Raw genomic sequence first — 26,905 nt, 5'->3', positions numbered from 1 at the left:
GACCCCATGGGTGTCAGGGGCAAAAAGCGCCCGTACGGGGTCCGACCCTATGGGTGTCAGGGGTAAAAAGCGCCCGTACGGGGTCCGACCCCATGGGTCTCGGGGGTAAAAGACCCCGTCTGCATCGGGTTTCACTTGCAAGCAGTGCCAATTGTTGGCACTGTAGCACCCCATGAAACCGATGCGCCACCACATGTCCAAAATCCTCAAGTTCACGCAGTTCTCGCTGCGTGACCTGCTCGCGTCCACCGCGCCCACCGTATTGCTGATCGTCGGCGTGTGCCTGCTGGCGTACTGGCTGGTCGATCCGGCGCCGCCGCGCACGGTGCGCCTCGGCACCGGCCAGGAAAACAGCGCCTACGAGGAGTTCGGCAAAAAATACGCGGCAGTCCTCGCCAAGCACGGCGTCAAGGTCACCCTGGTGCCATCGGCCGGGTCCGGCGAAAACCTGCGCAACCTGCGCGACGGCAAGGTCGATATCGCCTTTGTGCAAAGCGGCAGCACCAATGAAGAAGCGGCCGACCGCGAGCAGTTGACGTCGCTGGGCAGCCTGTTCGTCGAACCGCTGTGGCTGTTCTTGCGCGAGCCCAAGGATAAAAAACCGATCACCCAGCTGAGCCAGCTGCGCGGCATGAAGATCAATTACGGTCCCAAGGGCGCCGGCGCGCCGCGCCTGCTGCACCAGGTGCTGGAATTGAATGGCCTGGAGACGGGCGATGTCCAGCGCTTTTCGCTGGCCAATACGCCAGCCGTGGTGGAACTGCTGGAAGGGCGCATCGATGGCCTGGTATTTACGTCCGCGCCGGAAGCGCCGCTGATCCAGATGCTGCTGCAAACGCCGGGCATACAATTGTTCGACTTTACCCAGGCCGAGGCCTATGCGCGCAAGCTGCCGTTCCTCACCCATGTGACGCTGCCGCAGGGTATCGTCGATCTTGGCCGCGATATTCCGGCACGCGAGTACAGCCTGATTGCGCCCACCGCTACGCTGGTGGCGCGCGAGGACCTGCATCCGGCGCTGATCGATTTGTTCGTGCAGGGCGCCAGCACCATCCATAACGGCGCCGGCTGGTTCCAGCAGCAGGGCCAGTTCCCGTCGGCCAAGTACACCGAGATCCCGGTCGATGCCGAGGCAGCCAAGTTCTACAAGAACGGTCCGCCGCTGCTGCAGCGTTACATGCCGTTCTGGGCCGCCAACTTCCTCGACCGCATGTGGGTGGTGATGCTGGCGCTGAGCGCCCTGATCCTGCCGTTATCGAAGATCGTGCCGCCGCTGTACGTGTGGCGCATCCGCTCGCGCGTGTACAAATGGTATGGCCAGTTGCGCACGGTGGAGCAGAAGGTGGAAGAGGCGCCGGAAGGCGCGCGCATGCAGGTGTATGAAGCGCAGTTGCGCCGGCTCGACGAGATCGAGGAACTGGTCAACCAGATCTCGATCCCGCTGTCGTTTGCCGACGGTTTGTATGGCCTGCGCTCGCACATACAGTTTGTGCGCAAGCGGATACAGTTCTTGATGGTGGAGGGGGCGGAGGCGGTCCCGGCTTAGGCGCCGGTCCACGGCAATCCCGCCTTGCACCACCCATTCAAATTCTTGCGGTGGGTATGCTCATCCTTCTCGCCCTCGAAGCCCTCGAGGATATCGAAGCAGTGCTGGTAGCCGTGTTCGGCTGCCAGTTTGGCTGCACCACGCGAGCGCACGCCGGAGCGGCACAGGAACAGCAACACCTGGTCCTTGCGCGCCACCGAGTTCAATTGCTCGATAAATTCCTGGTTGGTGTTGCCGCCAGGGTAAGTCGTCCACTGTACCGCACCATGTTGGGCCTCGGGGATTTTGACCCGTCCCACCCAGTCGCGCTCGGCGTTGGTGCGCACGTCCACCAGTTTGACGGCGTTGTCGAGCGACAGCAGCTCGAACGCTTCCTCGGGCGTGACCGCGCCGGCATAGGCCCAGTCCTTGTTGCGGCCGCACGCGGTGGCCAGGATCTCATCAATTTTGCTCATGTCATGTTCCCGTAGACGTTTGCGATTATTATAGGCCTCCTGTGCGGGCCGAAGGCGGTGCGCACCAAAGCGAGGCATTTTCAAGCAGAAATTTCGAATTGCACAAACATGGTGCGATTTCTTGATAATGCACCGTTGTGGTGCTATGTTGACCGGCGTCAGATTTGTGTTGTGCCACCGCGCGCCCGATTTTGGACGCACTTGGCGGCAAGTTCAAGGACGCTATCAACATAATCGCAACGCCGGATCGGCTGGCATGGATACTGCTTAGTGTAGGTGCACCAGTTCCGCAAATTATCTTAGGAGAGACGCATGGCAATGACAGCCGCAGAAGTTCTGAAAATGGTCCAGGAAAACGAAGTAAAATTCGTTGATTTCCGTTTCGCTGATACCCGTGGTAAAGAACAGCACGTCACCGTGCCAGTGTCGCACTTCGACATCGACAAGTTCGAATCGGGTCACGCTTTCGACGGTTCCTCGATCGCCGGCTGGAAAGGTATTGAAGCATCGGACATGATCCTGATGCCTGATCCAAACACCGCGAACATCGATCCCTTCATGGAAGAGACCACGCTGTTCATGCAATGCGACGTGATCGAGCCTGCCGACGGCAAGGGCTACGACCGCGATCCACGCTCCATCGCCAAGCGCGCTGAAGCCTACCTGAAATCGTCGGGCCTGGGCGACACCGCCTACTTCGGTCCCGAGCCAGAATTCTTCATCTTCGACAGCGTGCGCTGGAAGATCGACATGTCCGGTTGCTTCGTCAAGATTGACTCCGATGAAGCATCGTGGTCCACCGGCGAAAAAATCGAAGGCGGCAACAGCGGCCATCGTCCAACCGTCAAGGGCGGCTACTTCCCGGTGCCGCCAGTGGACAGCTTCCAGGACATGCGTTCGGAAATGTGCCTGATCCTCGAATCGCTGGGCATCCCGGTCGAAGTGCACCACCACGAAGTGGCCGGCGCCGGCCAGAACGAAATCGGCACCAAGTTCTCGACCCTGGTCGAGCGCGCCGACTGGACCCAGAACCTGAAATACGTGGTCTGGAACGTGGCTCACAGCTACGGCAAAACCGCCACCTTCATGCCGAAACCTATCGTTGGCGACAACGGTTCGGGCATGCACGTGCACCAGTCGATCTGGAAAGACGGCGTCAACCTGTTCGCCGGTGACGGCTATGCCGGCCTGTCGGACACCGCGCTGTTCTACATCGGCGGCATCATCAAGCACGCCAAGGCGCTGAACGCGATCACCAACCCTGGCACCAACTCGTACAAGCGCCTGGTGCCAGGCTTCGAAGCCCCGGTCAAGCTGGCGTACTCGGCTAAAAACCGTTCGGCATCGATCCGCATCCCGCACGTGGCCAATCCAAAAGGCCGTCGTATCGAGACCCGTTTCCCGGATCCACTGGCCAACGTGTACCTGTGCTTCGCCGCGCTGCTGATGGCCGGCCTGGACGGTATCGCCAACAAGATCCACCCGGGCGAAGCAGCGTCGAAAGACCTGTACCACCTGCCGCCGGAAGAAGACGCACTGATCCCGACCGTGTGCGCTTCGCTGGAAGAGGCACTGGAAAACCTGGACAAGGACCGCGAGTTCCTGACCCGTGGCGGCGTGTTCTCCGATTCGATGATCGATGCCTACATCGAACTGAAAATGCAGGACGTTCAGCGCATGCGCATGACGACTCACCCTGCAGAGTTCGACATGTACTACTCGCTGTAATAGCAACAAGCAGGGTGCCGGTTGCCGGCGCCCTTCATAAAAAACGCGGAAGAAGGCGCAGGCTTTCCCCGCGTTTTTGTTTGTGGTGTTGTATAGTCGGATGGACCCACCACCCACGGAATGACAATGATTTTGAGTTTGCAACGCTTGCTGGCAGCGGTCGTGCTGGCGCTGGTGAGCGCCACGGCTGCCGCCCAGGGCGTGATCTACAAGTGCACGCCACCGGGCGGCAGTGTCGAGTACACCGACATCAAGCGCGGCAAGTACTGCACGGCGATGGACTTGCCGGGCACGGTGATCGCCGCGCCGCCGCGCCGCACCGCACCTGGGGCCGCCCGTCCGCAGGCAGCGCAGCCCGCCGCTGCCACCGCAGTGCCGGGCGCCTTCCCGCGCGTGGACAATGCCGAGCAGCGCGCGCGTGACGCCGACCGCCGCGCCATCCTCGAAGACGAGCTGAGAAGCGAGCAGCAAAAGCTGGCCGCGTTGCGCGCCGAGTACAACAACGGTGTACCCGAGCGGCGCGGCGACGAGCGCAACTATGCCAAGTACCAGGAGCGCACGGCCGCGCTGCGCGACAGCGTGGGCCGCACCGAAAAGAATGTCGAAGCGCTGAAACGTGAAATCGGCAATATTCGCTAACCCAACCCCCTTCCGATGAGTTTGAGATGAGTCCTGTCACCCCCACGACGTCCCTGCGCCCGGCCACGCTGGCCGGGCTGGAATTGCTGGCCTCGGCCGTCGTCATGCTCGACGCCACTGGCCATATTGCCTACGCCAACGCGGCGGCCGAAAACCTGCTGGCCAGCTCGCTCAAAGCGCTCTCGCGCCAGAAGCTCTCCGCCCAGTTCCTCAACCCCGATGAACTCGACCACATCTGCGCCCAGGCACGCGAACACAAGTTCTCCGACCTGCGCCAGGACCTGGCGCTCGAGCGCGCCGGCCGCGATCCGCTGCACGTGCACAGCATCGTCTCGGCGCTCGACGAGCCGCCCGGCCACATCCTGATCGAGCTGCGCGAACACTTGCAGCATTTAAAACTCGACCGCGAGGAGCGCATCCTCGACCAGAGCCAGGTCAACAAGGAACTGATCCGCAACCTGGCGCACGAAATCAAGAACCCGCTCGGCGGCATCCGCGGCGCCGCGCAGCTGCTGGAAATGGAACTGCCGGCGCTGCACGCGGTGCAGTTGCGCGAATACACGCAGGTGATCATCAAGGAAGCGGACCGCCTGCAAACGCTGGTGGACCGCCTGCTGGCGCCGCACCGCCGTCCGCACATCGTCGGCGACGTCAACATCCACGAGGTGCTGGAACGCGTGCGCAGCCTGATGCTGGCCGAGTTCCCGTCCGGCCTGACCATCTTGCGCGACTACGACGCCTCGATCCCCGAGTTCCGCGGTGACAAGGAGCAGCTGATCCAGACCGTGCTCAACATCGCCCACAACGCTGCGCAAGCGCTGGCGGCGCAGATGGAAGAGGGCGACGCGCAGATTGTTTTGAAGACGCGGGTGGCGCGCCAGGTGACCCTGGCCAAGGTTCGCTACGGGCTGGCATTAGACTTGCATATCATCGACAATGGGCCGGGCATCGCACCCCAGATTCGTGACCGCATTTTCTACCCGCTGGTGTCGGGCAGGGAAGGCGGCAGCGGATTGGGACTGACATTGGCGCAAACCTTCGTGCAACAGCACATGGGCGTGATCGAATGCGATAGCCGGCCTGGATACACGGATTTCCGCATCCTGCTGCCATTGCCATAAGCCGTGGCAGTCAGGTGCGACTTCCCTCGATAGACGATCCACGCGGGAAACATACAACACATGAAGCCAATCTGGATAGTAGACGACGACGAATCGATCCGCTGGGTACTGGAAAAAGCGCTGGCCCGGGAAAACCTGGCCACCAAGAGTTTTGCCAATGCGCGCGACGCCATCGCCGCACTCGAGTACGAGACACCGCAAGTACTGGTGTCCGACATCCGCATGCCGGGCGACTCGGGCCTCGACCTGCTGCAACTGGTGAAGTCACGCTTCCCCGGCCTGCCGGTCATCATCATCACGGCGTTTTCCGACCTCGATTCGGCGGTGGCGGCCTTCCAGGGCGGCGCCTTCGAATACCTGGCCAAGCCGTTCGATATCGACAAGGCGGTCGAACTGATACGGCGCGCGCTCGACGAGAGCCTGCGCGAGACCAGCGTCGAATCGGGCCCGGCGGAAACCCCGGAAATCCTCGGCCAGGCGCCGGCGATGCAGGAAGTGTTCCGCGCTATCGGCCGCCTGTCGCAGTCGAACGTGACGGTGCTGATCACCGGCGAATCGGGTTCCGGCAAGGAACTGGTCGCGCGCGCGCTGCACAAGCACAGCCCGCGGGCGGCGCAGCCGTTCATCGCGTTGAATACGGCGGCGATTCCGAAAGACTTGCTCGAATCCGAACTGTTCGGCCACGAGCGCGGCGCCTTTACCGGCGCCCAGACCACCCGGCGCGGCCGCTTCGAGCAGGCCGAGAACGGCACCCTGTTCCTCGATGAAATCGGCGACATGCCGTTCGACCTGCAAACCCGGCTGCTGCGGGTGCTGTCCGACGGCCATTTCTACCGCGTCGGCGGCCACCAGCCGATCAAGGCCAACGTGCGGGTAATTACCGCCACCCACCAGAACCTCGAACAGCGCGTGCGCGAAGGCCTGTTCCGCGAGGACTTGTACCACCGCCTCAACGTGATCCGCCTGCGCCTGCCCAGTTTGAGGGAACGGCGCGAAGACATCCCCATTTTGGTGCGCCACTTCCTGGTGCAGAGCGCCAAGCAGCTGGGCGTGGAAGCCAAGCGCATGAGCGACGCTGCCTTGACGTTCCTGTGCGGCCTGGAATTGCCGGGCAACGTGCGGCAACTGGAAAACCTGTGCAACTGGATTACCGTGATGGCGCCGGGCCAGACCGTCGAGGTCAAGGACTTGCCGCTGGAGCTGACCCAGGAGCAGCCGGCCTCCGCTGGACAGCCGGCGCCGCTCGAGGGCTACAGCGCCATCCAGCACCACGGCACTGTGATGCCGATGGCCGTGCAGGAGGCCGCAGCGGCAGCTTCGGCTGCAGCGGCGCCGGCCACGCCGGAAGCCTGGCTGGGCCTGCTGGAAATGCAGGCCGCGTCCATGCTCAGCGGCGGCCAGCAGGAAGTGATGGCGGTGCTGGGCCGGCAATTCGAATCGGCGCTGATCCGCACCGCGCTCAAGCACACGCACGGCCGCAAGAACGACGCGGCGGTGCGCCTGGGCATCGGCCGCAACACCATCACCCGCAAGATCGCCGAACTCGGCATTGACGGCGCCAAGGACGACTGACAGGGCGGCCACACGCGCGGTCTCACGCGCCGGTCGCACGTACTGTTGTGCTACTTTCAGGTAAGCTCTTGGCTGCAAAGCCAAGGGCTTATTTTTTTTATGGAAGACGTATGCTGCTCAATTGTGTCGCCTATGAGGATGGGCAAAAACTGGCCGATATCCCGGTCGAAGAAATCAGTGATTACATGGAGAAGCCCGAGACCTTTGTCTGGGTGGCCCTGCACGAATCCACGCCCGAAGAACTGGCGGTGATGCAGCACGAATTCGGCCTGCACGAGCTGGCCGTGGAAGACGCCAGCCGAGGCCACCAGCGCCCCAAGATCGAGGAATACGGCGACTCGCTGTTCGTGGTCGTCAAGACCGTCGAATGGCGTGAAGAGGAGGTGGTGCTGGGCGAGGTCGATATTTTCGTCGGCCAGAACTACGTGCTGTCCTCGCGCGACGGCCAGAGCACCAAGGGTTTCCTCGGCGTGCGGGCGCGTGCCGAGCGCGAACCGCACATGTTGCGCAAGGGCCCGGCCTTCGTGCTGTATGCGCTGATGGATGCGATTGTCGACCGCTATTTCCCGGTGCTGGAAATGCTGGAAACCGAGCTGGAAAAAATCGAGGAACTGATCTTCAGCGAAGGCAAGCAGCGCGACAATATCGAACGGCTGTACGAACTCAAGGGAAAAGTCACCACCGTGCGCCATGCCGTGGTGCCGATGATGGAAGCGGTAGGGCGCCTGTACGGCGGCCGGGTGCCGTCGATGTGCCTCGACACCCAGGATTATTTCCGCGACGTCCACGACCACCTGCACCGCATCAGCGCCGCGCTCGACACCATCCGCGACACCATCGCCACCGCCATCCAGGTCAACCTGTCGATGACCGCGATCGAAGAGAGCGAAGTGAACAAGCGGCTGGCGGCCTGGGCGGCGATCTTCGCGATCGTCACCGCGTTTGCCGGCGTGTGGGGGATGAATTTCAAGTTCATGCCCGAGCTGGAGTGGAAGTACGGCTATCCGATGGCGCTCTCCATCATGATCTTCGTGTGCTGGATATTGCATCGGCGCTTCAAGCGGGCCGGGTGGTTGTAAACGACAAAGCCCCGGCGCTTGCGCACCGGGGCTTTATTACAGACGGCTGAAGCTTAGAACTTGTAGCCGGCAGTCACGTAGACAAAGCGTCCGCGTGGATCGTACTGGTAGATGTCGTAGCCAGCCTGGAACTGGTTCGAGACTGCGCTGCCGATAGGGTCAGGCTGCTTGTCGAACAGATTCTTCACGCCCAGCGCCAGAGTAACCCCCTTGAAGCCCTTGTAGGTCACGTTGGCATCGTAAATCGCTTCCGGACGGATGCGCACTTCGTTGTCGTTCAGGTCGTTACCGACGCGGTAGCCGTCGCGGTAGTTCTGCACCAGGGTGGTTGCCCATGGACCTTGCGACCAGGTGGCGGCCAACTGGTGTTTCCAGCTCAGGATCACGCCGCCGTTTTGCGCGCCGATGACCGGGGTGCCGACCGAATCAACCATGGTGCCAACTTTGTGCGATACGTCGCCGCCAGGGCTGGTCTGGTTGAACTTGTCCATGTAGGTACCGTTCAGGTTGACTTCCAGCTTGCCGAAGCTGAAGTTGTCTTTCCAGTTGGCGAACAGGTCAATGCCTTGCACGGTGGCGTCACCGGTGTTGGCCAGGGTCTGGCGGATGCTCTGGATGACGTTGGTGCCAGGCTGCAGGGTGACCAGGCCGGCGTAGGCTGCGTCGCCAGCGCGGAAGCGCGATACCACTTCCTGTGCCGAAGGCGTGGCCAGGATGTCGGTAATCTTGATGTTGAAGAAGTCAAGACCGATGCTGGCCGTGTTCGTTGCCTGCCATACCGCACCGAACGAGTACTGTTTCGACTCTTCCGGTTTCAGGTTCGGATTGCCGCCAGTGAGCGAATTGACTTGCAGGCCGGTGTCTTGCGGGGTCGCAGGATCGGTAAAGCCTTCCGAGGTGCCCAGGGTTTGCGGAGTCCACAGGTCCACCAGCGACGGTGCGCGGAAGCCGGTACCGTACGAAGCGCGCAGCACGAGTTCCTTGACCGGCTGCCAGCGGACGTTGCCCTTCCAGTTGAAGGTGTTGCCGACGTCATCATACTTGTCGTCACGCACCGCCAGGTTCAGCTCCAGCGATTTCAGCACCGGCAGGTTCAACTCGCCGTAAGCCGAATTGACTTTGCGCTTGCGGTCGATCGGCACCACCGAACCGCCGAGGCCGGAGATGTCGCCTGACTGGTAAGCCGCGCTCGGGTTGGTTTCATATTTTTCCTGGCGCGATTGCAGGCCGACGGCGTAAGCAGGGGTGAAGCCGGCGATGGTGCCCATCTCGCCGGTCAGCTTGGCGTCGAAGCTGTCGCTGACCGATTTAGCATTCAGGAAAGTAGCGCTGAACTGCGCAGCTTTCAGCTGATCAGCCAGGGCGCCAGTTTGCACGCCACCAGCCGCCCATGGGTTCCAGTTGCTCTGGTTGATGATGTTGGCATAAGCCACTTGCGAGAAGTATCCGCTGGTGACAGCACTTTCCAGCTTCGATTCATTGTGGCTGTAGGCAACTTCGTAGTCGGCAGGACCGAGCGAACCCTTGGCGCCGATCACGGCGCGCGACTGTTTGCCGGTGTCGACGTTCTGGCGCGGACCGTAGTCCATCACGCGCGAGGTGATCGCCAATGGCTGGCCGATCAGCGAATTGAAGCCACGGCTTTGCAGGTAAGGTACGGCGATAGACTGGTAGACCGGGTTCGACGGGAACAGCAGCAGGGCTTTGTCCACACCTTGCTTGTCAAACTCGGCATCGGTCTCGAAGAAGTCCGAGCGCGCTGGCGACGACTGGTAGGTCTGGGTGATCTTGCTTTTCGAGTACAACAGGTCGGCGAACAACTGGTGGTTGTCGTTGATCTGGTAGCTCAGGTTGCTGGTGAAGTTGAACAGTTCGCGTTTCGGCGTCAGGCCAACATCGGGACCGCTGTCGTACGGGCAGTATGGCACGCCGCCGGCGGTGGTCGAGCCGATCATGCCGATGGTGGCGCAGTTGTTGCTCGCTGCCAGCGGATTGCCGTAAGCGGCGCCGCCAGCACGGAAGTCGGTGCTTGGACCGGTGCCTGGAATGAAGGCACCCTGGATATTGCCTTGGCCGGTTGCAGTGCTGTTGTAGTAGGGCAGGCGGGTGGCGGACTTCGCGTAGTCGCGGTCACGGCCGAACAGCGCCTCTTCACGTTCAACCGATGCCGAAGCGACAACGCTCAGCTTGTCGGTGTTGTAGCCGCCGGTGATCGATGCTTTTTTGTTCTGGCCGCCACCGCTTTCAGCGGGCGTACCGTAACCGCCGGTGATTTCGACACCGTCCACGCGCTTTGACAGGATGAAGTTGACCACGCCAGCCACCGCATCGCTACCGTAAACGCCCGAGGCGCCGTCTTTCAGAACTTCCACGCGCTCGATGGCTGCCAGTGGAATGGCGTTGACGTTGACCGAGGCGCCGTCGCTGCCGGCGAAGGCTGCCAGGCGGCGGCCGTTGACCAGTACCAGCGTGCGGGTCGAACCGAGGCCGCGCAGCGAGATCGACGACAGACCGCCGGTGGAGGAGCCAGCGCCGGTGGCGTTGGTGACGCTGCCGGCCGACGAAATGGCCGAGATCGATTGCAGCAGTTCCTGGGTGCTGGTAGCGCCAGTGCGTTCGATTTCCGCTTTGGACATGATTTGTACTGGCAGTGCGGTTTCAGCATCAACACGCTTAACCGATGAACCGGTGATTTCTACGCGCTGGATAGGCGCGTCGGCCTGTTGGGCCAAGGCTGGTTGTGCCAGCACGAGTGCGGCACTGCCCGCAAACATCAGGCGCAGTGAACGCGAAATTACGGTTTCCATCATCATTGTTACAACTCCCAGGATTGGTGACTTTTTTTAGAAAAACTTGCTCTGCCCGGCGAATCTATGGCGAGATTTGCCGAAGGGGAGTATCAAACCATTGCGGACTGAAGTGGTCAATGCGATCACTGTAACAACTTTGAAATAAACAACACTTTTCTCGGCATTTACAACAAAAACCGCCTTTCTTACAAAGAAATACAAAAATTTTCGTAAATTATTGCTCAGCTGTGCTAGTGACGCCAAATTTCTAACTATCGAGATAGAAGACTTGCCTGCGCCGCCGCCATCGACAGCGCCACCGCTTCCGCCACCTTGATGCCATCGACGCCTGCCGACAGGATCCCGCCCGCATAGCCGGCGCCTTCGCCCGCCGGGAACAGTCCGGCCGTGTTCAGGCTTTGCAGGGTGTCGTCGCGGCGCTTGATGCGGATCGGCGACGAGGTGCGCGTTTCCAGCCCGGTCAGCACCGCGTCGTGGCGGAAATAACCCTTGAGTTGCTTGTCGAACGCGGGGAAGGCCTCGCGCAGGGCCGTCACCGCGTATTCCGGCAGGATCTGCGCCAGGTCGGTCAGGTGCACCCCCGGCTTGTACGACGGCACCACGGCGCCGAACTCGGTCGAGGCACGGCCGGCGACGAAGTCGCCCATCAGCTGGCCCGGCGCATTATAGGTACCACCGCCGAGCTCGAACGCCTTTTCTTCCAGCCGGCGCTGCAACTCCATGCCGGCCAGCGGGTGGTCCGGATAGTCGACCTCGGGCGAAATACTGACCACGATGGCGCTGTTGGCATTGCGCTCGTTGCGCGAATACTGGCTCATGCCGTTGGTGACCAGGCGGCCCGGCTCGGATGCGGCCGCCACCACCGTGCCGCCCGGGCACATGCAGAAGCTGTACACGGCGCGACCGTTGGACGCGTGATGCACCAGCTTGTAATCGGCCGCGCCGAGGATCGGGTGGCCGGCATTGGGGCCGAAGCGGCAGGCGTCGATCAGCGATTGCGGGTGCTCCACCCGGAAGCCGATCGAGAACGGTTTCGCTTCTATATAGACACCACGGTCGTACAGCATCTGGAACGTATCGCGCGCGCTGTGGCCGATCGCCAGCACCACGTGGTCGGTAACGACCTTTTCGCCGCTTTCCAGCATCACCGCGCGCACCTGGCGACCGTTGGCGGTTTCTTCGATATCGATGTCGGTGACCTTGCTGTCGAAGCGGTATTCGCCGCCCAGCGCCTCGATGGTTTCGCGCATCGCTTCCACCATCTTGACCAGGCGGAAGGTGCCGATGTGCGGCTTGCTGACGTAGACGATTTCCTCGGGAGCACCGGCCTTGACGAACTCGGTGAGCACCTTGCGGCCGTAGTGCTTGGGATCCTTGATCTGGCTGTACAGCTTGCCGTCCGAGAAAGTGCCGGCCCCGCCTTCGCCGAACTGCACGTTCGACTCGGGATTGAGCTTACGCTGGCGCCAGAAACCGAAGGTGTCCACGGTGCGCTCACGCACCACCTTGCCGCGCTCGAGAATGATGGGCCGCAAGCCCATTTGCGCCAGCAGCAGCGCCGCCAGCAGGCCGCACGGGCCGATGCCGATCACGACAGGGCGCTGGAAGTCCGGGTGCGCCGCCAGCTGTGCGCCGTCGGCAACGAATTTGTAGGCCATGTCCGGCGACGGCATCAGGTGGGTGTCGTGGCGGCGATGGGCGAGCACGGCGGCTTCGTCCGCGACCTCGATGTCGAGCGAATAAATGAGGACGATGGCCGATTTTTTACGGGCATCGTAACTGCGCTTGAAGACGGTAAAGCCGAGCAGGTCTTCGGCTGCGATGTCGAGCCGCGCCAGGATGGCGGCCGGCAACTCGGCTTCGGTGTGGTTCAGGGGGAGTTTGACTTCATTGAGACGCAACATGGTGTAGTTCCGAAAAGTGCAGGGCTCCGTATCTAGCGGAGAGCGGTGCGGCCGCGCATGGCGCGAACGCAGGCCGCTATTTTACCCTTCCTGACGGCAACGCATCCAGCTGCCGGTATCGCCATCGACACGAAAACGCGCCATTAAATAGATGAGTTATTTATTTGTGTAATAAATATCGCTGGCATTCGCGTTGTTAAGGAACAACGAACCACACAGGATGAAAACAATATTGAGTTCGTCTTTAAACCGATCGAGCAGTTTAAATGTTCATTTATTGTGCAGGACGGTGGCACCGATTAATGAGAATCGTTTTTTCTTGGCCAGCGCTCAGCCGCTGCATTGCAGCATGAAAGCAAAAAAAAAGTTCTTTCATCAATATTTATTTTGGAAAAAATAAATTTCAACGAATAAAATTCCATATTTGTCATCTACCTGGCTTGACGCCAATGGCTCTTGCAGGATTTATTCCGGCACCCGATGCACCAACCCGTTTCGCGTCGCACCATTTTGGGATGCGCCTTGTCAGGGCAGAAATTTCCACCCGTATATAGACAAAACAAACGCCAAATGTTTTGATGCTGTGGACTCAGATACAGAACGTTACAAACGTAGGCGTCCGGCCGGGTGCCTGCGAAAGATGGTAATAAGCGCCTCGAAAAGGGGCGTAATTCAGGTATTTCCCGGCAACGGGAATTCAACTACGGGAGCTTCAGAATGATTCAAGAGAAAAAGATGTCACTGGCCATGCGTGCCGTGTTCGCCAGCGGCATGCTGGTAGGCGCGTCGGCGGTCATGCACAACGCGGTAGCGCAAGAAGCCGCGCCTGTCAGGATCGAACAGGTGCAGGTGACGGGTACCCGTATCACCACGCCTGGCACGACCTCGACCAGCCCGATCTCGTCGGTGAACTCGGAAGAAATTCGCGCTTCCCAGCCTGTGGCCGTCGAAGAATTCTTCAAGAGCCTGCCTGCAGCGGTGCCTGCCATCGGCGCTGGCGTCAACAACGGTTCCGGTGGCGGCGCCACCATCGACCTGCGCGGCCTGGGCCCGAACCGCTCGCTCGTCATGATCAACGGTCGCCGCCTGGTGCCGTTCAACCTGAGCGGCGCGGTCGATACGAACTCGATCCCGCTGGCGCTGCTCAACCGCGTCGATCTGCTGACCGGTGGCGCGTCGGTGTCGTACGGCGCCGATGCGGTCGCCGGCGTGGTCAACTTCAACCTCAAGCGTAACTTCACCGGTCTCGACGTATCGACCTCGTACGGCAGCACCACCGGCGACCGTGACGGCAAGCGCAAGCGCACCGATTTGACCATGGGCGCCAGCCTGGACGAAGGCCGCGGCAACGTGGTCCTGAGCATCGGCAAAACCAGTGCCGATCCAGTCACCCAGGGTTCGCGTCCTTACGGCGTTACCAGCCTGAGCTCGGTAACCGGCCGTCCAACCGGCTCCAGCACCACCGTTCCGAGCGGTTTCGCTGTCTCGCAGGGACCTGGCGGTACCGGCACGCTGTCCGGCAACTGGCAGATCGATCCTGCCAGCGGCCGCCTGGTGCAGCCGCTGGTGCAATACAACACCAATCCGCTCAATTACTACGCGACCGGCCTGGAACGCACGCAAGCGACCTCGCTGGCCAACTACCGTGTGAATGACCATGCCGACGTGTACGCCGAGCTGTTCTACACCACCAGCAAAGTCGGTTCCACGCTGGCGGAAACGGGTACTTTCGGCAACGTCTTCAACGTACCGATCGGCAACCCGTACATTCCTGCCGCAGCGCGCCAGCAGATCTGCGAACGCCGTGGCATTACTGCGGCCAATTGCGTGCCGGGCAACGCCACCATGGTGCCGATGACCGTCAACCGCCGCTTTGTCGAACTGGGACCGCGCCTCAACAACTTCGACAACAAGAGCCTGCAATACACGCTGGGCGTAAAAGGCGACGTCGCCTTCGACTGGACCTACGACGCCAACTGGACCCGTGGTTCGGCCGACCAGACCCAGACCCGCCAGAACTGGGGTTCGCTGTCGAAAGTGACCCAGGCGCTCAACGCATTGAACACCACCACTTGCGTCAACACCGCCAACAACTGCGTGCCGCTCAATGTGTTCGGCGCCGCCGGTAGCATTACCCCCGCGCAACTGGGCTTCATCAATTCCAGCGCGCTGCTGCTGCAAAATGTCAAGCAAGACGTCGCGTCGGTGAACTTCTCGGGCAGCCTGGGCAGCACGTTTGTGAGCCCGTTTGCCAGCGAACCGATCACCATGGCGATCGGCGCCGAGCAGCGCAAAGTGACCGCCGGCACCCAGTCCGACGCTGCCTCGCAAATCCAGGCCGAAGTGCTCGGTACCGGCGCGCCGACCCCGGACAGCAGCGGCAGCTTCCGCATGCGTGAGTACTACACCGAAGCGCAAGTACCACTGATCCGCAACCTGCCGTTCGTACGCGAACTGAACGGTGAGCTCGGCTACCGCCGCACCGAATTCAGCGTCGCCGGGGCAGAAAAGAGCTACGGCAGCTGGAAAGGTGGCGGCGACTGGTCGCCAGTCAAATCGCTGCGCTTCCGTGCTTCTGTCCAGAAGGCTACCCGCGCGCCAAACGTGAACGAATTGTTCCAGCCGCTGATCACCGGCCTGTCCAACGTCGCGGTCGATCCATGCCAGCTGGCACTGATCAACCAGGGTCAAGCCAATACCGCAGGCACCTTGTCGAACCTGTGCCGCCTGACCGGCGTGCCGGTCAGCGAAATCGGTTCGTTGCCGGCACCATCGTCGGGCCAGATCAACAACCTCACCGGCGGCAACCCAGCCCTGGGGCCTGAAGAAGCCAAGACCAAGACCTTGGGCTTCGTCTGGGAACCAGTTGCAAAACTGGCCATCTCGGTGGATTACTATTCGATCAAGCTCGAGAAGGCAATTGCCAGCCTGAGCACGACCGATATCCTGGATCGCTGCTACCAGACCCAGTTCAATCCATCGTTGGCCTTTAACGACTCGTGCGCCGCCATCGGCCGCAATCCTGCCAACGGCACCTTCAACGGCGCCGGTTCGAGCGGTGTTGCCACGCCACTGTCGAACTCGAGCCGCCAATCGACCAGCGGCTACGACCTGAACGTGAACTACAAGCTCGGCGCCAGCCAGATCAACCTCGATCCGAAGTTCGGCATGTTCGACCTGGGCTTCGCCTTGACCCAGGTGCAATCGTTCAAACTGGGCGAGCGCGATTGCCTCGGTTACTACTCGGTGGCATGTAACAGCATCAACGGCAGCACCGCACCGGTGTACAAGCGCAAGTTCAACCAGCGCCTGACCTGGAACGTGGGCGACTTCGCGCTCGGCTACAACTGGCGCTACCTGAGCTCGACCGATGTCGAGCCAGGTTCGGGCACCTACCTGCCGGAATTCTCGCATATCAAGGCCCACAGCTACGTGGACCTGTCGGGTGTGTGGAACTTCAGCAAGAACCTGCGTTTCAACGTCAGCGTGAACAACGCTGCCAACAAGAAACCACCAATCGTTGGTGCCAACGTCTCGACCACCGCCATGGATAGTGGTAACACCTTCCCGAGCGCCTACGATGCCATTGGCCGTTACGTCACCTTCGGCGCCAACCTGAAGTTCTAAGCTGAACTTACGGGCCAGGCTCCTGGCCTGGCAGGGCCACAAAAAACCCGCGTCTGCACCATGTGCAGCGCGGGTTTTTTTATACACAGAATTTTGCTGCGTTAGCACAATTGCCATGCCGCACAGTGGCGCTGACCGGTTTGCGTACCGGGCATTCGAATAGTGTTGTTGCGCCGCCGTAAAAATGTTGTTGCACCAAAAATGGGCGGCCCCGCACTAAAGTGGGAGGTTTGCGCACCGTTTCCGAATAAGCTATGGCGAAAAATAATATTAGAAAAATTAATGTGTTGTTTTACGGTGATATCTACATGCAGTTGAATTGACATGATTCAAGCCGGCATGGTTTTATGTAACCGTTGAGTCACATTTGTAATTGTTGACACACTGATCAGGATCACCTTACCCGGCGGATCCATAAAAAAATTCAGATACACACCCAGAAGGAGTTTTTTTCATGAAGTTGCGTATCAAACCTATGCCTGTCGCGATCTTGCAAGTGATTGCAAGCGGCGCATTCTCCGTTGCAGCACTCACTCCAGCGATGGCCCAGCAGGCCAGCGGCACCGAGCCCGTACAACGCGTCGTTGTGACCGGTTCGCTGATTAGCCGCACCGATACCGAAACCGCAACGCCGGTCCAAGTGATCACCGCCGCTGATATCCAGCGCAGCGGTAAAACCTCGGTTGCTGAACTGCTCAGCGATCTGGCTTCCAACGGCGCTGGTACCCTGGGCACCGGCTTTTCCGGCGCGTTTGCCAACGGCGCTTCGGGCATTTCGCTGCGCGGCCTGAGCGTCGGTGCGACCCTGGTACTGCTCGACGGCCACCGCGTGGCCCCTTACGCGATCGGTGACGATGCCCAGCGCTCGTTCGTCGACGTCTCGAACATTCCATTCGATGCCATTGAAAGCATCGAAGTCCTGAAAGCTGGCGCATCGTCGCTGTACGGCTCGGATGCTGTGGCCGGCGTGGTCAACATCAAATTGAAAAAGAGCTACAACGGTACGCGCCTGTCTGCTGAAGGCGGCACCACCCAGCACGGCGGCGGCACCACCAAGCGCGCGTCGTTCTCGACCGGCTTTGGTGACCTCGATGCCGACGGTTACAACGCCTTCGTGACCGCAGAATATCGCCGTCAAGGCGGTATCAAGATTTCCGACCGTCTGGGCAATGACTGGAATGACCGCGACTGGACCGCCCGTGGCGGTAACAACCTGACCCTGGGCGTGCCGACGTCGTTGAATAACATGTTGACGCAGGCTAACACGCCGTACCTGTTCAATCCGTCGGGACCGGCCTTGCCAGGTACCAATCCTGCGACCAATCAGCCGTACAGCGCTACCGATAACCCTGTCAACTACCAATTCCTGAATTCGAACTGCGATTTCACCAGGTACCGTGCAGGGCAGTGCGCAGTGGCCGACAATTCGTCGTTCATCCAGCCAAAAACCGAAAACGTCAACGTGCTGGCCGGCTTTACCAAGAAGCTCGCTGGCGACTGGGAAATGGGCGTCAAGGGCTCGTATTTCCGTCGTGAAAGCTCCAACAACCGCGGCGTGCCACCAGTGTTCTCTCCCACCAGCTTTGCGGGTAACACTGCGCTGAGCCCGGACGGCACCCTGACCCCTCGCGTGGGGGCCCTTGGCGCCACTACGTTCCCTGCCGGTTCGGCTGTGGGCGCAGGCATCACCAATAATCTGCCGGGTACCGCACGTCTGTACGGTTACGTACCAGGCACGGCCGCAGCCAGCACCTCGGACAACACCGCCACGGCTACCCGCCTGGCGCTGGATCTGAACGGTACGGCATACGGTTGGGACATGCGCCTGGCCGGTGGTCTGACTGAATCGAAAGTCGAGATCGACTACAGCGGTTACATCGACCGCAATGCACTGTACAACTCGCTGCGCAGCGGTACGTTCAACGTGCTGGGCGGTAACTCGCAAGCGCTGACCGACACCATCTCGCCACGCTTCTCGAACACCAACACGTCCAAGCTCAACTACGCCGACGCGACTGCCAGCCGCGAGCTGACCCAGCTCGGCGCCGGTCCGCTGATCTTCGCAGCCGGTCTGCACTGGCACAAACGTGAATGGGATGCGCCACCGTCGGCCCTGACCGCCAACGGTCAGGTCGCCAGTACCTCGCCGTTCGTGTTCGGATCGGAAACCAATACCGCAGCATTTGCTGAGTTGCAAGCGACCCTGATCAAGAACGTCGAAACCAGCATCTCCGGTCGTTATGACCGCTTCGACACCTACGGTCACTCGTTCACCCCGGCTGCCAACTTCAAGTGGACGCCATCGAAGCAGTTCGCCCTGCGCGGTAACTTCGCACGCGGCTTCCGTGCACCGAACCCGGCGGAATCGGGCAGCGCAGGTTCGTTCTTCTCGTACAATGCAATCAGCGATCCTGTCCTGTGCCCAACCGGCAATATCACGGCACCAGGCAGCGTACCGATCTATTGCAAATTTACCCCGGTCTTCGTGCAACAGACCAGTAAAGACCTGTCGCCGGAAAAATCCAAGTCGTATGACCTGGGCATCGTGCTGGCACCGATCCAGGGCTTGGGCATCACGTTCGATTACTACAAGATTGAACTGAGCAACCAGATCGTCAGCGCTGCTACCAGCGATCCTAACTATGTGCCATCTTTCGTTCGTGGCGCACCGGTCCAGATGGACACCGTGCAAGCTGACGGCTCGATCGCATCGGTACTGTCGCCAGTCGGCCCGGCACTGTATGCCACGTCGGGTTATATCAATGCCGGTAAAACTACCACCAGCGGTATCGAAGCGGCCATCAACTACCGCTTTAACCTGCCAGACGGCATGGGTTCCCTGCGTACCGACCTGAGTGCTGCGCACACGTTCGACTACACCCAGAGCGTCAATGGCGTCAGCTACCAGCTGGCTGGCACGCAAGGTCCGTCGGGCGTTGGCGGTGCTACCGGCAATCCGAAAAATCGCGCGCAGTTCTCGCTGACCTGGGCCCGTGGTCCGCTGGATGTCACCACCAGTGTCAACTACACCAGCTCGTTCTCGTCGCTTGACCCATCCGTGGGCGGCACCAATTGCGCATCGACCGGTACCGATGTTGGCGGCCGTAACTACTTCGCCAGCATCGATGGGGGCCAGCCTGCCAGCTACTGCCGCGTTGCTTCGTTCACCACGACCAACCTGAACCTGCAATACAAGGTCACGCCGAACCTGACCCTGAAAGGCACGATCCTGAACGTGTTCGACAAGGCGCCGCCGATCGACGTCGGCACCTACGGCAACTCGGGTGTACAGACCGCCTACAATGCTTCGCTGCACCAGGCAGGTGCTGTTGGCCGCTTCTTCAGCCTGGGTCTGGGCTACACCTTCTAATAGAAGGCACGGGGCGGCAGCGATGCCGCCCACGTAAAAAGGGCAGGATGACGTCGTCATCCTGCCCTTTTTTTATTGGGCGCGGCGGAAATTACATGCCGCCCCAGGCGGCCGCCAGGATCGCCAGCGCCGCCAGTCCTGCCGTTTCGGTGCGAAGCACGCGCGGGCCCATCGACAGCGATACGGCCCCGGCGGCGATTGCCGCCGCTTCCTCTTCGTCGCTGTAGCCGCCTTCCGGGCCCACCAGCAAATCCACGGCGCGTGGCGGCGTGTCGCGCGCCCACTGTGCCAGCGATTGCTCCGCGCGCGGACTGAGCAGGATACGCCGTGCGCCGTTGGCGGGCGCCGCCAGCCAGCGGTTGAACTCCTGCACCGGCGCCACCGTGGCCAGCCGGTTGCGTCCGCATTGCTCGGACGCGCTCACCACCACGCCCTGCCAGTGCGCCAGGCGCTTTTCCGCCCGCTCGCCGGACAGCCGCACCACCGAGCGGCGCGCCGTCAGCGGGACGATGGCCGTGACACCCAGTTCCACCGCCTTTTCCACGATCCAGTCCATCTTGCTGCCTTCCGGCACGCCCTGGACCAGGGTCAGCGCGAACGGCAGCTCGGCCTCGCGCGGCGCATGGCCGCGCACTTCGGCGCTGGCGCTGCGACGCCCCAGCTCGGTCAGCGCGGCCGTATATTCGCCGCCTTCGCCGTTGAACAGGGTGACCAGGTCGCCCTGGGCCAGGCGCAGCACCTGCACATGGTGGGCCACGGCGTCGGGCAGGGAAACAATCTGGCCGATGGCCAGTGGCTGGGGGCAAAAGAAGCGGGGCATGGCAACCGTCGGGAGTGGGATAAAAGCGCAATTTTAAATGGTGGGTGTCATCGTCTGGTAAAATAATGGGCTCAGCAAGCGTCGTGCGCGTCTGGTTAGTGCACACCTTGCACTCAGTTTTCATACTTTCGCGATTGACCTACGATGACTTCTACGCTCCCCACCACCAAGATGGCCAACGCGATCCGCGCGCTGGCAATGGACGCCGTCCAGAAGGCCAACTCCGGCCACCCAGGCATGCCGATGGGCATGGCAGAGATCGCTGTTGCGCTGTGGAGTGGGCATTACAGCCACAACCCGGCCAATCCGAAATGGGTCAATCGCGACCGTTTCCTGTTGTCCAATGGCCACGGCTCGATGCTGCACTACGCGCTGCTGCACCTGTCCGGTTATGCCGTGACCATGGATGACATCCGCGATTTCCGCCAGATGCATTCGAAAACCCCGGGCCACCCCGAAGTCGATATCACGCCCGGCGTGGAAACCACCACCGGTCCGCTGGGCCAGGGCCTGGCCAACGCGGTCGGCATGGCGCTGGCCGAATGGCTGCTTGCAAGCGAATTCAACAAGCCGGGCCTGGAAGTCGTCGACCATTACACCTATGCATTCCTCGGCGACGGCTGCCTGATGGAAGGTATTTCGCACGAAGTGTGCGCGCTGGCCGGCACCCTGGGCCTGTCCAAGCTGATCGCCCTGTACGACGACAACGGTATCTCGATCGACGGTAAAGTGGAAGGCTGGTTCACCGACGACACCCCGGCCCGTTTCGAAGCTTATGGCTGGAACGTGATCCGCGACGTGGACGGCCATGACGTGGCTGCCGTTTCGGCCGCGATTGCCGCTGCCAAGACCGCCACCAAGCCGACCCTGGTCTGCTGCAAGACCGTGATCGGCAAGGGCTCGCCCAACCTGCAAGGCGGCGACAAGGTGCACGGCGCGGCGCTCGGCGACAAGGAAGTGGCCAATGTGCGCGAGTACCTCGGCTGGTCCGCCGCGCCGTTCGAGATCCCGGCCGACGTGTACACCGCGTGGGACGCCAAAGAAGCGGGCGCCGCGCAGGAAGCCGCCTGGACCAAGCTGTTCAACGACTATAGCGCCCAGTTCCCGGCCGAAGCTGCCGAACTGACGCGCCGCATGGCCGGCGACCTGCCAGCCGCGTTCGAATCGACCCTGGCTGCTGCGATTGCCGCCACCGTCGAGAAAAAAGAAACCATCGCCACCCGCAAGGCCAGCCAGAACGCCATCCAGGCGCTGGCGCCGGTGCTGCCGGAATTTTTGGGCGGTTCGGCCGACCTGACCAGCTCGAACCTGACCAACTGGAAAGAGTCGGTGGCCGTGCGTTCGGGCAAGCCGGGCAACCACGTCAACTACGGCGTGCGCGAGTTCGGCATGGCTGCCATCATGAACGGCGTGGCCCTGCACGGCGGTTACATCCCGTTCGGCGCGACGTTCCTGACCTTCTCCGATTACAGCCGCAATGCACTGCGCATGGCCGCGCTGATGAAACAGCGTTCGCTGTTCGTGTTCACCCACGACTCGATCGGCCTCGGTGAAGACGGTCCTACCCACCAGTCGGTCGAGCACATCTCGTCGATGCGCCTGATTCCGAATCTGGACAACTGGCGTCCATGCGACACCACCGAATCGATGGTGGCGTGGGGCGAGGCGGTCAAGCGCAAGAACGGTCCATCGACCCTGATCTTCTCGCGCCAGAACCTGCCGTACCAGGAGCGCAAGCCCGAAACCGTGGCGGCGATTGCCCGGGGCGGCTACGTGCTGCAGGAAGTGATCGACGCCAAGGTCACCCTGATCGCCACCGGTTCCGAAGTGGAACTGGCCGTGGCTGCCGCCTCCGCGCTGAACGCTGAAGGCATCGCTGCACGCGTGGTGTCGATGCCGTCGACCGACGTATTCGACCGCCAGGACGCAGCGTACAAAGCCAGCGTATTGACCAAGGGCGTGCCACGCGTGGCGATCGAAGCCGGCGTCACCGATTTCTGGTACAAGTACGTGGGCCTGGAAGGCGCCGTGGTCGGTATCGACAGTTTTGGCGAGTCCGCGCCAGCGAGCGTGCTGTTCAAGCACTTCGGCTTCACCGTGGAAAATGTTGTCGCGAAAGCCAAACTGGTCATTGCTTAATCTATAATTGCTTGTTTAGTACAAAATTTTTTCTAATCAGGAGCAGAGTATGACGATCAAAGTTGCAATTAACGGCTACGGCCGCATCGGCCGCAATGTACTGCGCGCTTTCTACGAAGGCGGTAAAAAGCAGGACATCCAGATCGTTGCGATCAACGACCTGGGCGACGCCAAGTCGAACGCCCACCTGACCCGCTACGACACCGCGCATGGCAAGTTCCCTGGCACCGTGGAAGTGGACGGCGACAACATGATCGTGAACGGCGACGTGATTCGCGTGTTCGCGCAGCGTAACCCGGCAGAAATCCCATGGGGCGACCTGGGCGTGGACGTGGTACTCGAGTGCACCGGCTTCTTCACCACCAAGGAAAAAGCTTCGGCCCACCTGAAGGGCGGCGCCAAGAAAGTCATCATCTCGGCACCAGGCGGCAAGGACGTTGACGCCACCATCGTGTACGGCGTGAACCAGGACGTGCTCAAGTCCACCGACACCGTGATCTCGAACGCTTCGTGCACCACCAACTGCCTGGCGCCGCTGGTCAAGCCACTGAACGACGCCATCGGCGTGGAAACCGGCCTGATGACCACCGTGCACGCTTACACCAACGACCAGGTACTGTCGGACGTGATGCACGAAGACCTGCGCCGCGCCCGTTCGGCCACCATGAGCATGATCCCGACCAAGACCGGCGCTGCCGCTGCGGTTGGCCTGGTGCTGCCGGAACTGAACGGCAAGCTCGATGGTTTCGCGATCCGCGTTCCGACCATCAACGTCTCGCTGGTGGACCTCACCTTCATCGCCAAGCGCGACACCACCGTTGACGAAGTCAACGCACTGATGAAAGCGGCTGCCGAAGGCGCGCTGAAAGAAGTGCTGACCTACCAGACCGAACCACTGGTGTCGATCGACTTCAACCACAACCCGGCGTCGTCGAACTTCGATTCGACCCTGACCAAGGTCTCGGGCCGCCTGGTAAAAGTCTCGTCGTGGTACGACAACGAGTGGGGCTTCTCGAACCGCATGCTCGACACCACCGTCGCGCTGATGAACGCCAAGTAATTCGTTGCACGTAAAAAAACCCGGCTTGCCGGGTTTTTTTACGCCTGCCAAAACTGAGCCGGGTTAGCGGAACTTGTACTCGGCGGTAATGCGGACCGAGCGGCCGGTAACATCGGCGGTGTTTTGAGGAATCACGCCGCCTGCGGAGTCGAAGTCACGCAAGTCCAGCGGCGGCCGGCGGTTGGTGATATTGCGGACGAACATGCTGACGGTGAGGTCGCGCACGCCGGTGTAACTGACGTTCCAGTCCAGGCGGCCATAGGCCTTGATGCGGCACTCGTCGGCCGACCAGCCGAGGTCGGCGCACCCCGCAGCGGTGTAAGTCTCGTCGAAGTAATCGCCGTTGAGCGCGGTCTTGCTCTGGTAAATCAGGCGCAGGCTGTTGCTGAAGTCGCCCGTCTTGAGCGCGGCCGTCACGTTGGCAACGGTTTTGGAATAGCCATAACGGCCGGCCAGGTTATCGCCGTAGCGATTGAGCGAGCTGCTGAAGTTTTTCAATTCAAGCAGGTAGGTGGCGTTCGCGCCCAGGTCGAGGCGGCCGATACCGGTGTTGAAGCGCGTGTTGGCCGAGACGTCCACGCCGCTGGTCTTGGTGCGGGCAACGTTCAGGAATGAGCCGTTGGTGGACGTCAGGGCGCCAGCAGTCACGCCATAGGTTTGCCGTTCGGCAGCGGTGAAGGTCTTGTCGGCACTCAGGTCGGCGCGCCCGATCGTACCTGGCGCCTGATCGGCTTCCGCTGCCAGCAGTTCGGCGGTAGTCTTGATGCCGATTTCGTCCTTGCGCTCGATACGCCAGTAGTCGAGCGAGAAATTGGTGTTCTTGACCGGCTCGATTACGAAACCGACCGTGCCCATGTGGGTGGTTTCGGGCTTCAGGTTGGGGTTGTTGCGCACGACGCTGGGCACGCCGGCGGCACATTCGTTACCCTCGACCGTATCGGCGCGCGCCAGCCCCAAAGCTTTGTTGGGATCGCTGTCGGGCAGCGCGTCGGATTGGGCACGCAAGGCATCGGCCAGGGCGCGGGCCTGCGGACAGCGCTTCAGATCGACGACGCCGTTGTCGAAGGCGAATTTGCTCGACTGCGCACTTTCGGTCAGGTTGGGCGCGCGGAAGCCCGATTCCAGCGTGCCGCGCAGTGCGAACGCTGGCGTTGCCTTCCAGATCGCTGCCAGCTTGGGCGACGTGTGCGCCTTGAAGCCGGGGAATTTGTCGATGCGCGCTGCGGCGGTGACATCGAGCGTGGACGTCACGGGCAAGCTTACTTCGGCAAACGCAGCCTGGGTGCTACGCGAGGCGTTGGCCGTGGCCGAGCCGTAGCCGACGATATCGCCTTGCAGCAGATTGTCGGTCGGCATGATCTTGAATTTTTCATGACGCAGTTCCGCGCCCGCAGCAATGTTGATGGCGCGATCGGCGATCTTGCCCACTTCGCCGGTGAGCTTGGCATCGACAAAGTACTGGGTGATCTTGCCGTCATAGCCGTTGACCGGGAACAGCGAGTTCAGCACTTCCGGGCTGTTGACCTTGCCGATCTGGTAGCCACGGTTGAAGAAATTCGGATCGCGTACGCTGAAGGTGTCTGGGTCGAAGTTGTTGTAGTCGCCGACCTGCTGCTTGAAGCCGCTGTCGCTGATCGCGCCAGCGCTGCGCAACTTGGTTTTGCTGCCCATTACGCCCGCTGCAGACTCCCAGTCGAAACTACGCCAGTTGCCCTTGACACCGCCCAGCACGCGGTACTGGTCGCTGGTAGCGTCCTGGTACGACGGTGCATCGGCAAAACGGTAACGGAATTCGACGTCTTCGCCGGTGGTGTTGAGCGGATGCGTAGCTGGCAGATACTGGTAAATGAAGCTCTTGCCCCCACCGGTGCGCGGGTCGCCCCAGATCGCATTGGGATTGGTCGAGCCATAGGTATTGAACGCACTGGTGTAGCTGGTCTTGGTGTGCGAGTAAAGCGCCTCGCCAAATGCTTCGGTGCCGCCGCCCAGGTCGAATTTGGCGGACAGCAGACCATTGACCCGATCCGCCTTTGGCACAGCCTCGAAGCGGCTGAAACGGTCATACACACACAGGCCGGCGGAGTTGACCGTGGCGCAGCCGGGCACCGCACCCTGGCCGATCAGGTTGCCCGGATAGGAATACGTGGACGGCGCACCAAGGTTGCCGAACATCAGGCCGCTGCCCGGGGCCACCGCCGAGAACTGCTTGCCATAGCCAGGGTTGATATCGTCCACCACGTCGCGCCACAGCACTTCGCCGCGCTTGAAGACTTCGACGTTGGCCAGCACATTGTATTTGTCGTTGACCCAGTCGCCGAAGCCTGCCGTGATGCTGGCTTTCTTGGTCTTGAATTGTTCATTTTTGACCGACTGGTCATAGCTGGCGCTGGCCTGCACGCCCTGGAAGTCGGAGCGGGTGATGATGTTGATGACGCCGGCCACGGCGTCGGAACCGTAGATCGACGAGCCGCCGTTGCGCAGCACTTCGATACGTTCAATGGCGTCGATCGGCAGCGAATCGAGATTGGTGAAGACTTCGTTGTAGTCGGCCAACGCATACGGCGCCACGCGGCGCGAGTTGAGCAGGACCAGGGTCGACTGCTTGCCGAGATTGCGCAGCGAAACGGCCGAAGCGCCGCTGGCGAATGAGTTGGAGCCGCCGATGTCGGACAACGCGCCGGTGGAGGAGGTCAGCGTTTCCAACGCTTCCTTCACTGAATTGACGCCAAGCCGGGTGATATCTTCACGGCGCAGGATCTCGACCGGGGTTGCCGTCTCGACGTCGAGACGCTTGATGTTGGAACCAGTGATGACGACCTTTTCCATGGACCTGGCGCTGTCTTCCTGCGCGACGACGTGAGACGAGGCCAGCGTGAGCGCAACTGCAGTCACGCCGGCTTTTAAAGCAATCTTCTTCATTGCAACTCCCGGGTATGTTTTTTTAGGATGCCTGCAAGTGTTGTCCGTGCAGTGCATTTTTAGTATAGGAGCGCCGCGATTAGTTGAATGAAAAGTCATGCAAATACAACACTATT

15 protein-coding genes are annotated in these 26,905 nt (G+C 61.1%); 10 read left to right on the top strand and 5 right to left on the bottom strand.

All coding sequences use genetic code 11. The features are described 5' to 3' along the window. Positions 1-193: 193 nt before the first annotated feature. Entirely contained in the window at positions 194-1,546 is a 1,353-nt protein-coding gene (locus DUPY_RS20375) for a TAXI family TRAP transporter solute-binding subunit (protein WP_070250581.1), read from the top strand. On the opposite strand, the gene DUPY_RS20370 is transcribed toward DUPY_RS20375, so the two are convergent. Then, positions 1,543-2,001, bottom strand: a complete 459-nt coding sequence (locus DUPY_RS20370) for a rhodanese-like domain-containing protein (protein ID WP_070250567.1) — start codon at positions 1,999-2,001, stop codon at positions 1,543-1,545. The two genes, DUPY_RS20375 and DUPY_RS20370, sit on opposite strands and share 4 nt — an antisense overlap. Before the next feature lie 312 nt (positions 2,002-2,313). Between DUPY_RS20370 and glnA the strand changes: the two genes are divergently transcribed. From glnA to corA, 5 genes are all read left to right on the top strand, one after another. Then, a complete protein-coding gene (gene glnA, locus DUPY_RS20365) occupies positions 2,314-3,729 on the top strand; it encodes a type I glutamate--ammonia ligase (RefSeq protein WP_070250565.1) in 1,416 nt (471 codons plus the stop codon). A 126-nt stretch (positions 3,730-3,855) separates the two neighbouring features. Then, positions 3,856-4,368, top strand: a complete 513-nt coding sequence (locus tag DUPY_RS20360) for a DUF4124 domain-containing protein (RefSeq protein ID WP_070250563.1) — start codon at positions 3,856-3,858, stop codon at positions 4,366-4,368. A 26-nt stretch (positions 4,369-4,394) separates the two neighbouring features. Beyond that, positions 4,395-5,489, top strand: a complete 1,095-nt coding sequence (gene glnL / locus DUPY_RS20355) for a nitrogen regulation protein NR(II) (RefSeq protein WP_070250562.1) — start codon at positions 4,395-4,397, stop codon at positions 5,487-5,489. Positions 5,490-5,549: 60 nt separating this feature from the next. Continuing rightward, entirely contained in the window at positions 5,550-7,061 is a 1,512-nt protein-coding gene (gene ntrC, locus DUPY_RS20350; RefSeq protein ID WP_070250560.1) for a nitrogen regulation protein NR(I), read from the top strand. Between the two features lie 110 nt (positions 7,062-7,171). Further along, positions 7,172-8,140: a magnesium/cobalt transporter CorA gene (gene corA / locus DUPY_RS20345; RefSeq protein ID WP_070250558.1), complete on the top strand. Its 969-nt coding sequence runs from the start codon at positions 7,172-7,174 to the stop codon at positions 8,138-8,140. 53 nt (positions 8,141-8,193) lie between these two features. Here the strand turns inward: corA and DUPY_RS20340 are convergent, their stop codons facing one another. Both DUPY_RS20340 and DUPY_RS20335 read right to left on the bottom strand, forming a co-directional pair. After that, a complete protein-coding gene (locus DUPY_RS20340) occupies positions 8,194-10,914 on the bottom strand; it encodes a TonB-dependent receptor (protein ID WP_267875834.1) in 2,721 nt (906 codons plus the stop codon). 287 nt (positions 10,915-11,201) lie between these two features. Next, positions 11,202-12,854 (bottom strand): NAD(P)/FAD-dependent oxidoreductase, encoded by a 1,653-nt coding sequence (locus tag DUPY_RS20335; RefSeq protein ID WP_070250554.1) that lies wholly within the window; start codon positions 12,852-12,854, stop codon positions 11,202-11,204. Between the two features lie 717 nt (positions 12,855-13,571). Here DUPY_RS20335 and DUPY_RS20330 point away from each other — a divergent pair. Together DUPY_RS20330 and DUPY_RS20325 are read left to right on the top strand one after the other, a co-directional pair. Beyond that, on the top strand, positions 13,572-16,481 hold the full coding sequence (locus DUPY_RS20330) for a TonB-dependent receptor domain-containing protein (RefSeq protein WP_084640815.1): 2,910 nt from the start codon (positions 13,572-13,574) through the stop codon (positions 16,479-16,481). Positions 16,482-16,935: 454 nt separating this feature from the next. Beyond that, entirely contained in the window at positions 16,936-19,851 is a 2,916-nt protein-coding gene (locus DUPY_RS20325; RefSeq protein WP_070250552.1) for a TonB-dependent receptor domain-containing protein, read from the top strand. A 91-nt stretch (positions 19,852-19,942) separates the two neighbouring features. Here the strand turns inward: DUPY_RS20325 and DUPY_RS20320 are convergent, their stop codons facing one another. Next, positions 19,943-20,671, bottom strand: coding sequence for a 16S rRNA (uracil(1498)-N(3))-methyltransferase (locus tag DUPY_RS20320; protein WP_070250550.1), 729 nt, complete (start codon positions 20,669-20,671; stop codon positions 19,943-19,945). Positions 20,672-20,815: 144 nt separating this feature from the next. Here DUPY_RS20320 and tkt point away from each other — a divergent pair, with 144 nt between their 5' ends. Then, positions 20,816-22,810 (top strand): transketolase, encoded by a 1,995-nt coding sequence (tkt, locus tag DUPY_RS20315; RefSeq protein WP_070250548.1) that lies wholly within the window; start codon positions 20,816-20,818, stop codon positions 22,808-22,810. 49 nt (positions 22,811-22,859) lie between these two features. Next, on the top strand, positions 22,860-23,870 hold the full coding sequence (gene gap, locus DUPY_RS20310; protein WP_070250547.1) for a type I glyceraldehyde-3-phosphate dehydrogenase: 1,011 nt from the start codon (positions 22,860-22,862) through the stop codon (positions 23,868-23,870). A gap of 63 nt (positions 23,871-23,933) precedes the next feature. On the opposite strand, the gene DUPY_RS20305 is transcribed toward gap, so the two are convergent. Then, entirely contained in the window at positions 23,934-26,789 is a 2,856-nt protein-coding gene (locus DUPY_RS20305; RefSeq protein ID WP_070250546.1) for a TonB-dependent receptor domain-containing protein, read from the bottom strand. Positions 26,790-26,905 lie beyond the last annotated feature (116 nt).

Source organism: Duganella phyllosphaerae (assembly GCF_001758785.1).
Classification (GTDB): domain Bacteria; phylum Pseudomonadota; class Gammaproteobacteria; order Burkholderiales; family Burkholderiaceae_D; genus Rugamonas; species Rugamonas phyllosphaerae.
The sequence above is the reverse complement of the archived record's forward strand: the minus strand, read 5'-3'. Positions and strand labels throughout refer to the sequence as shown.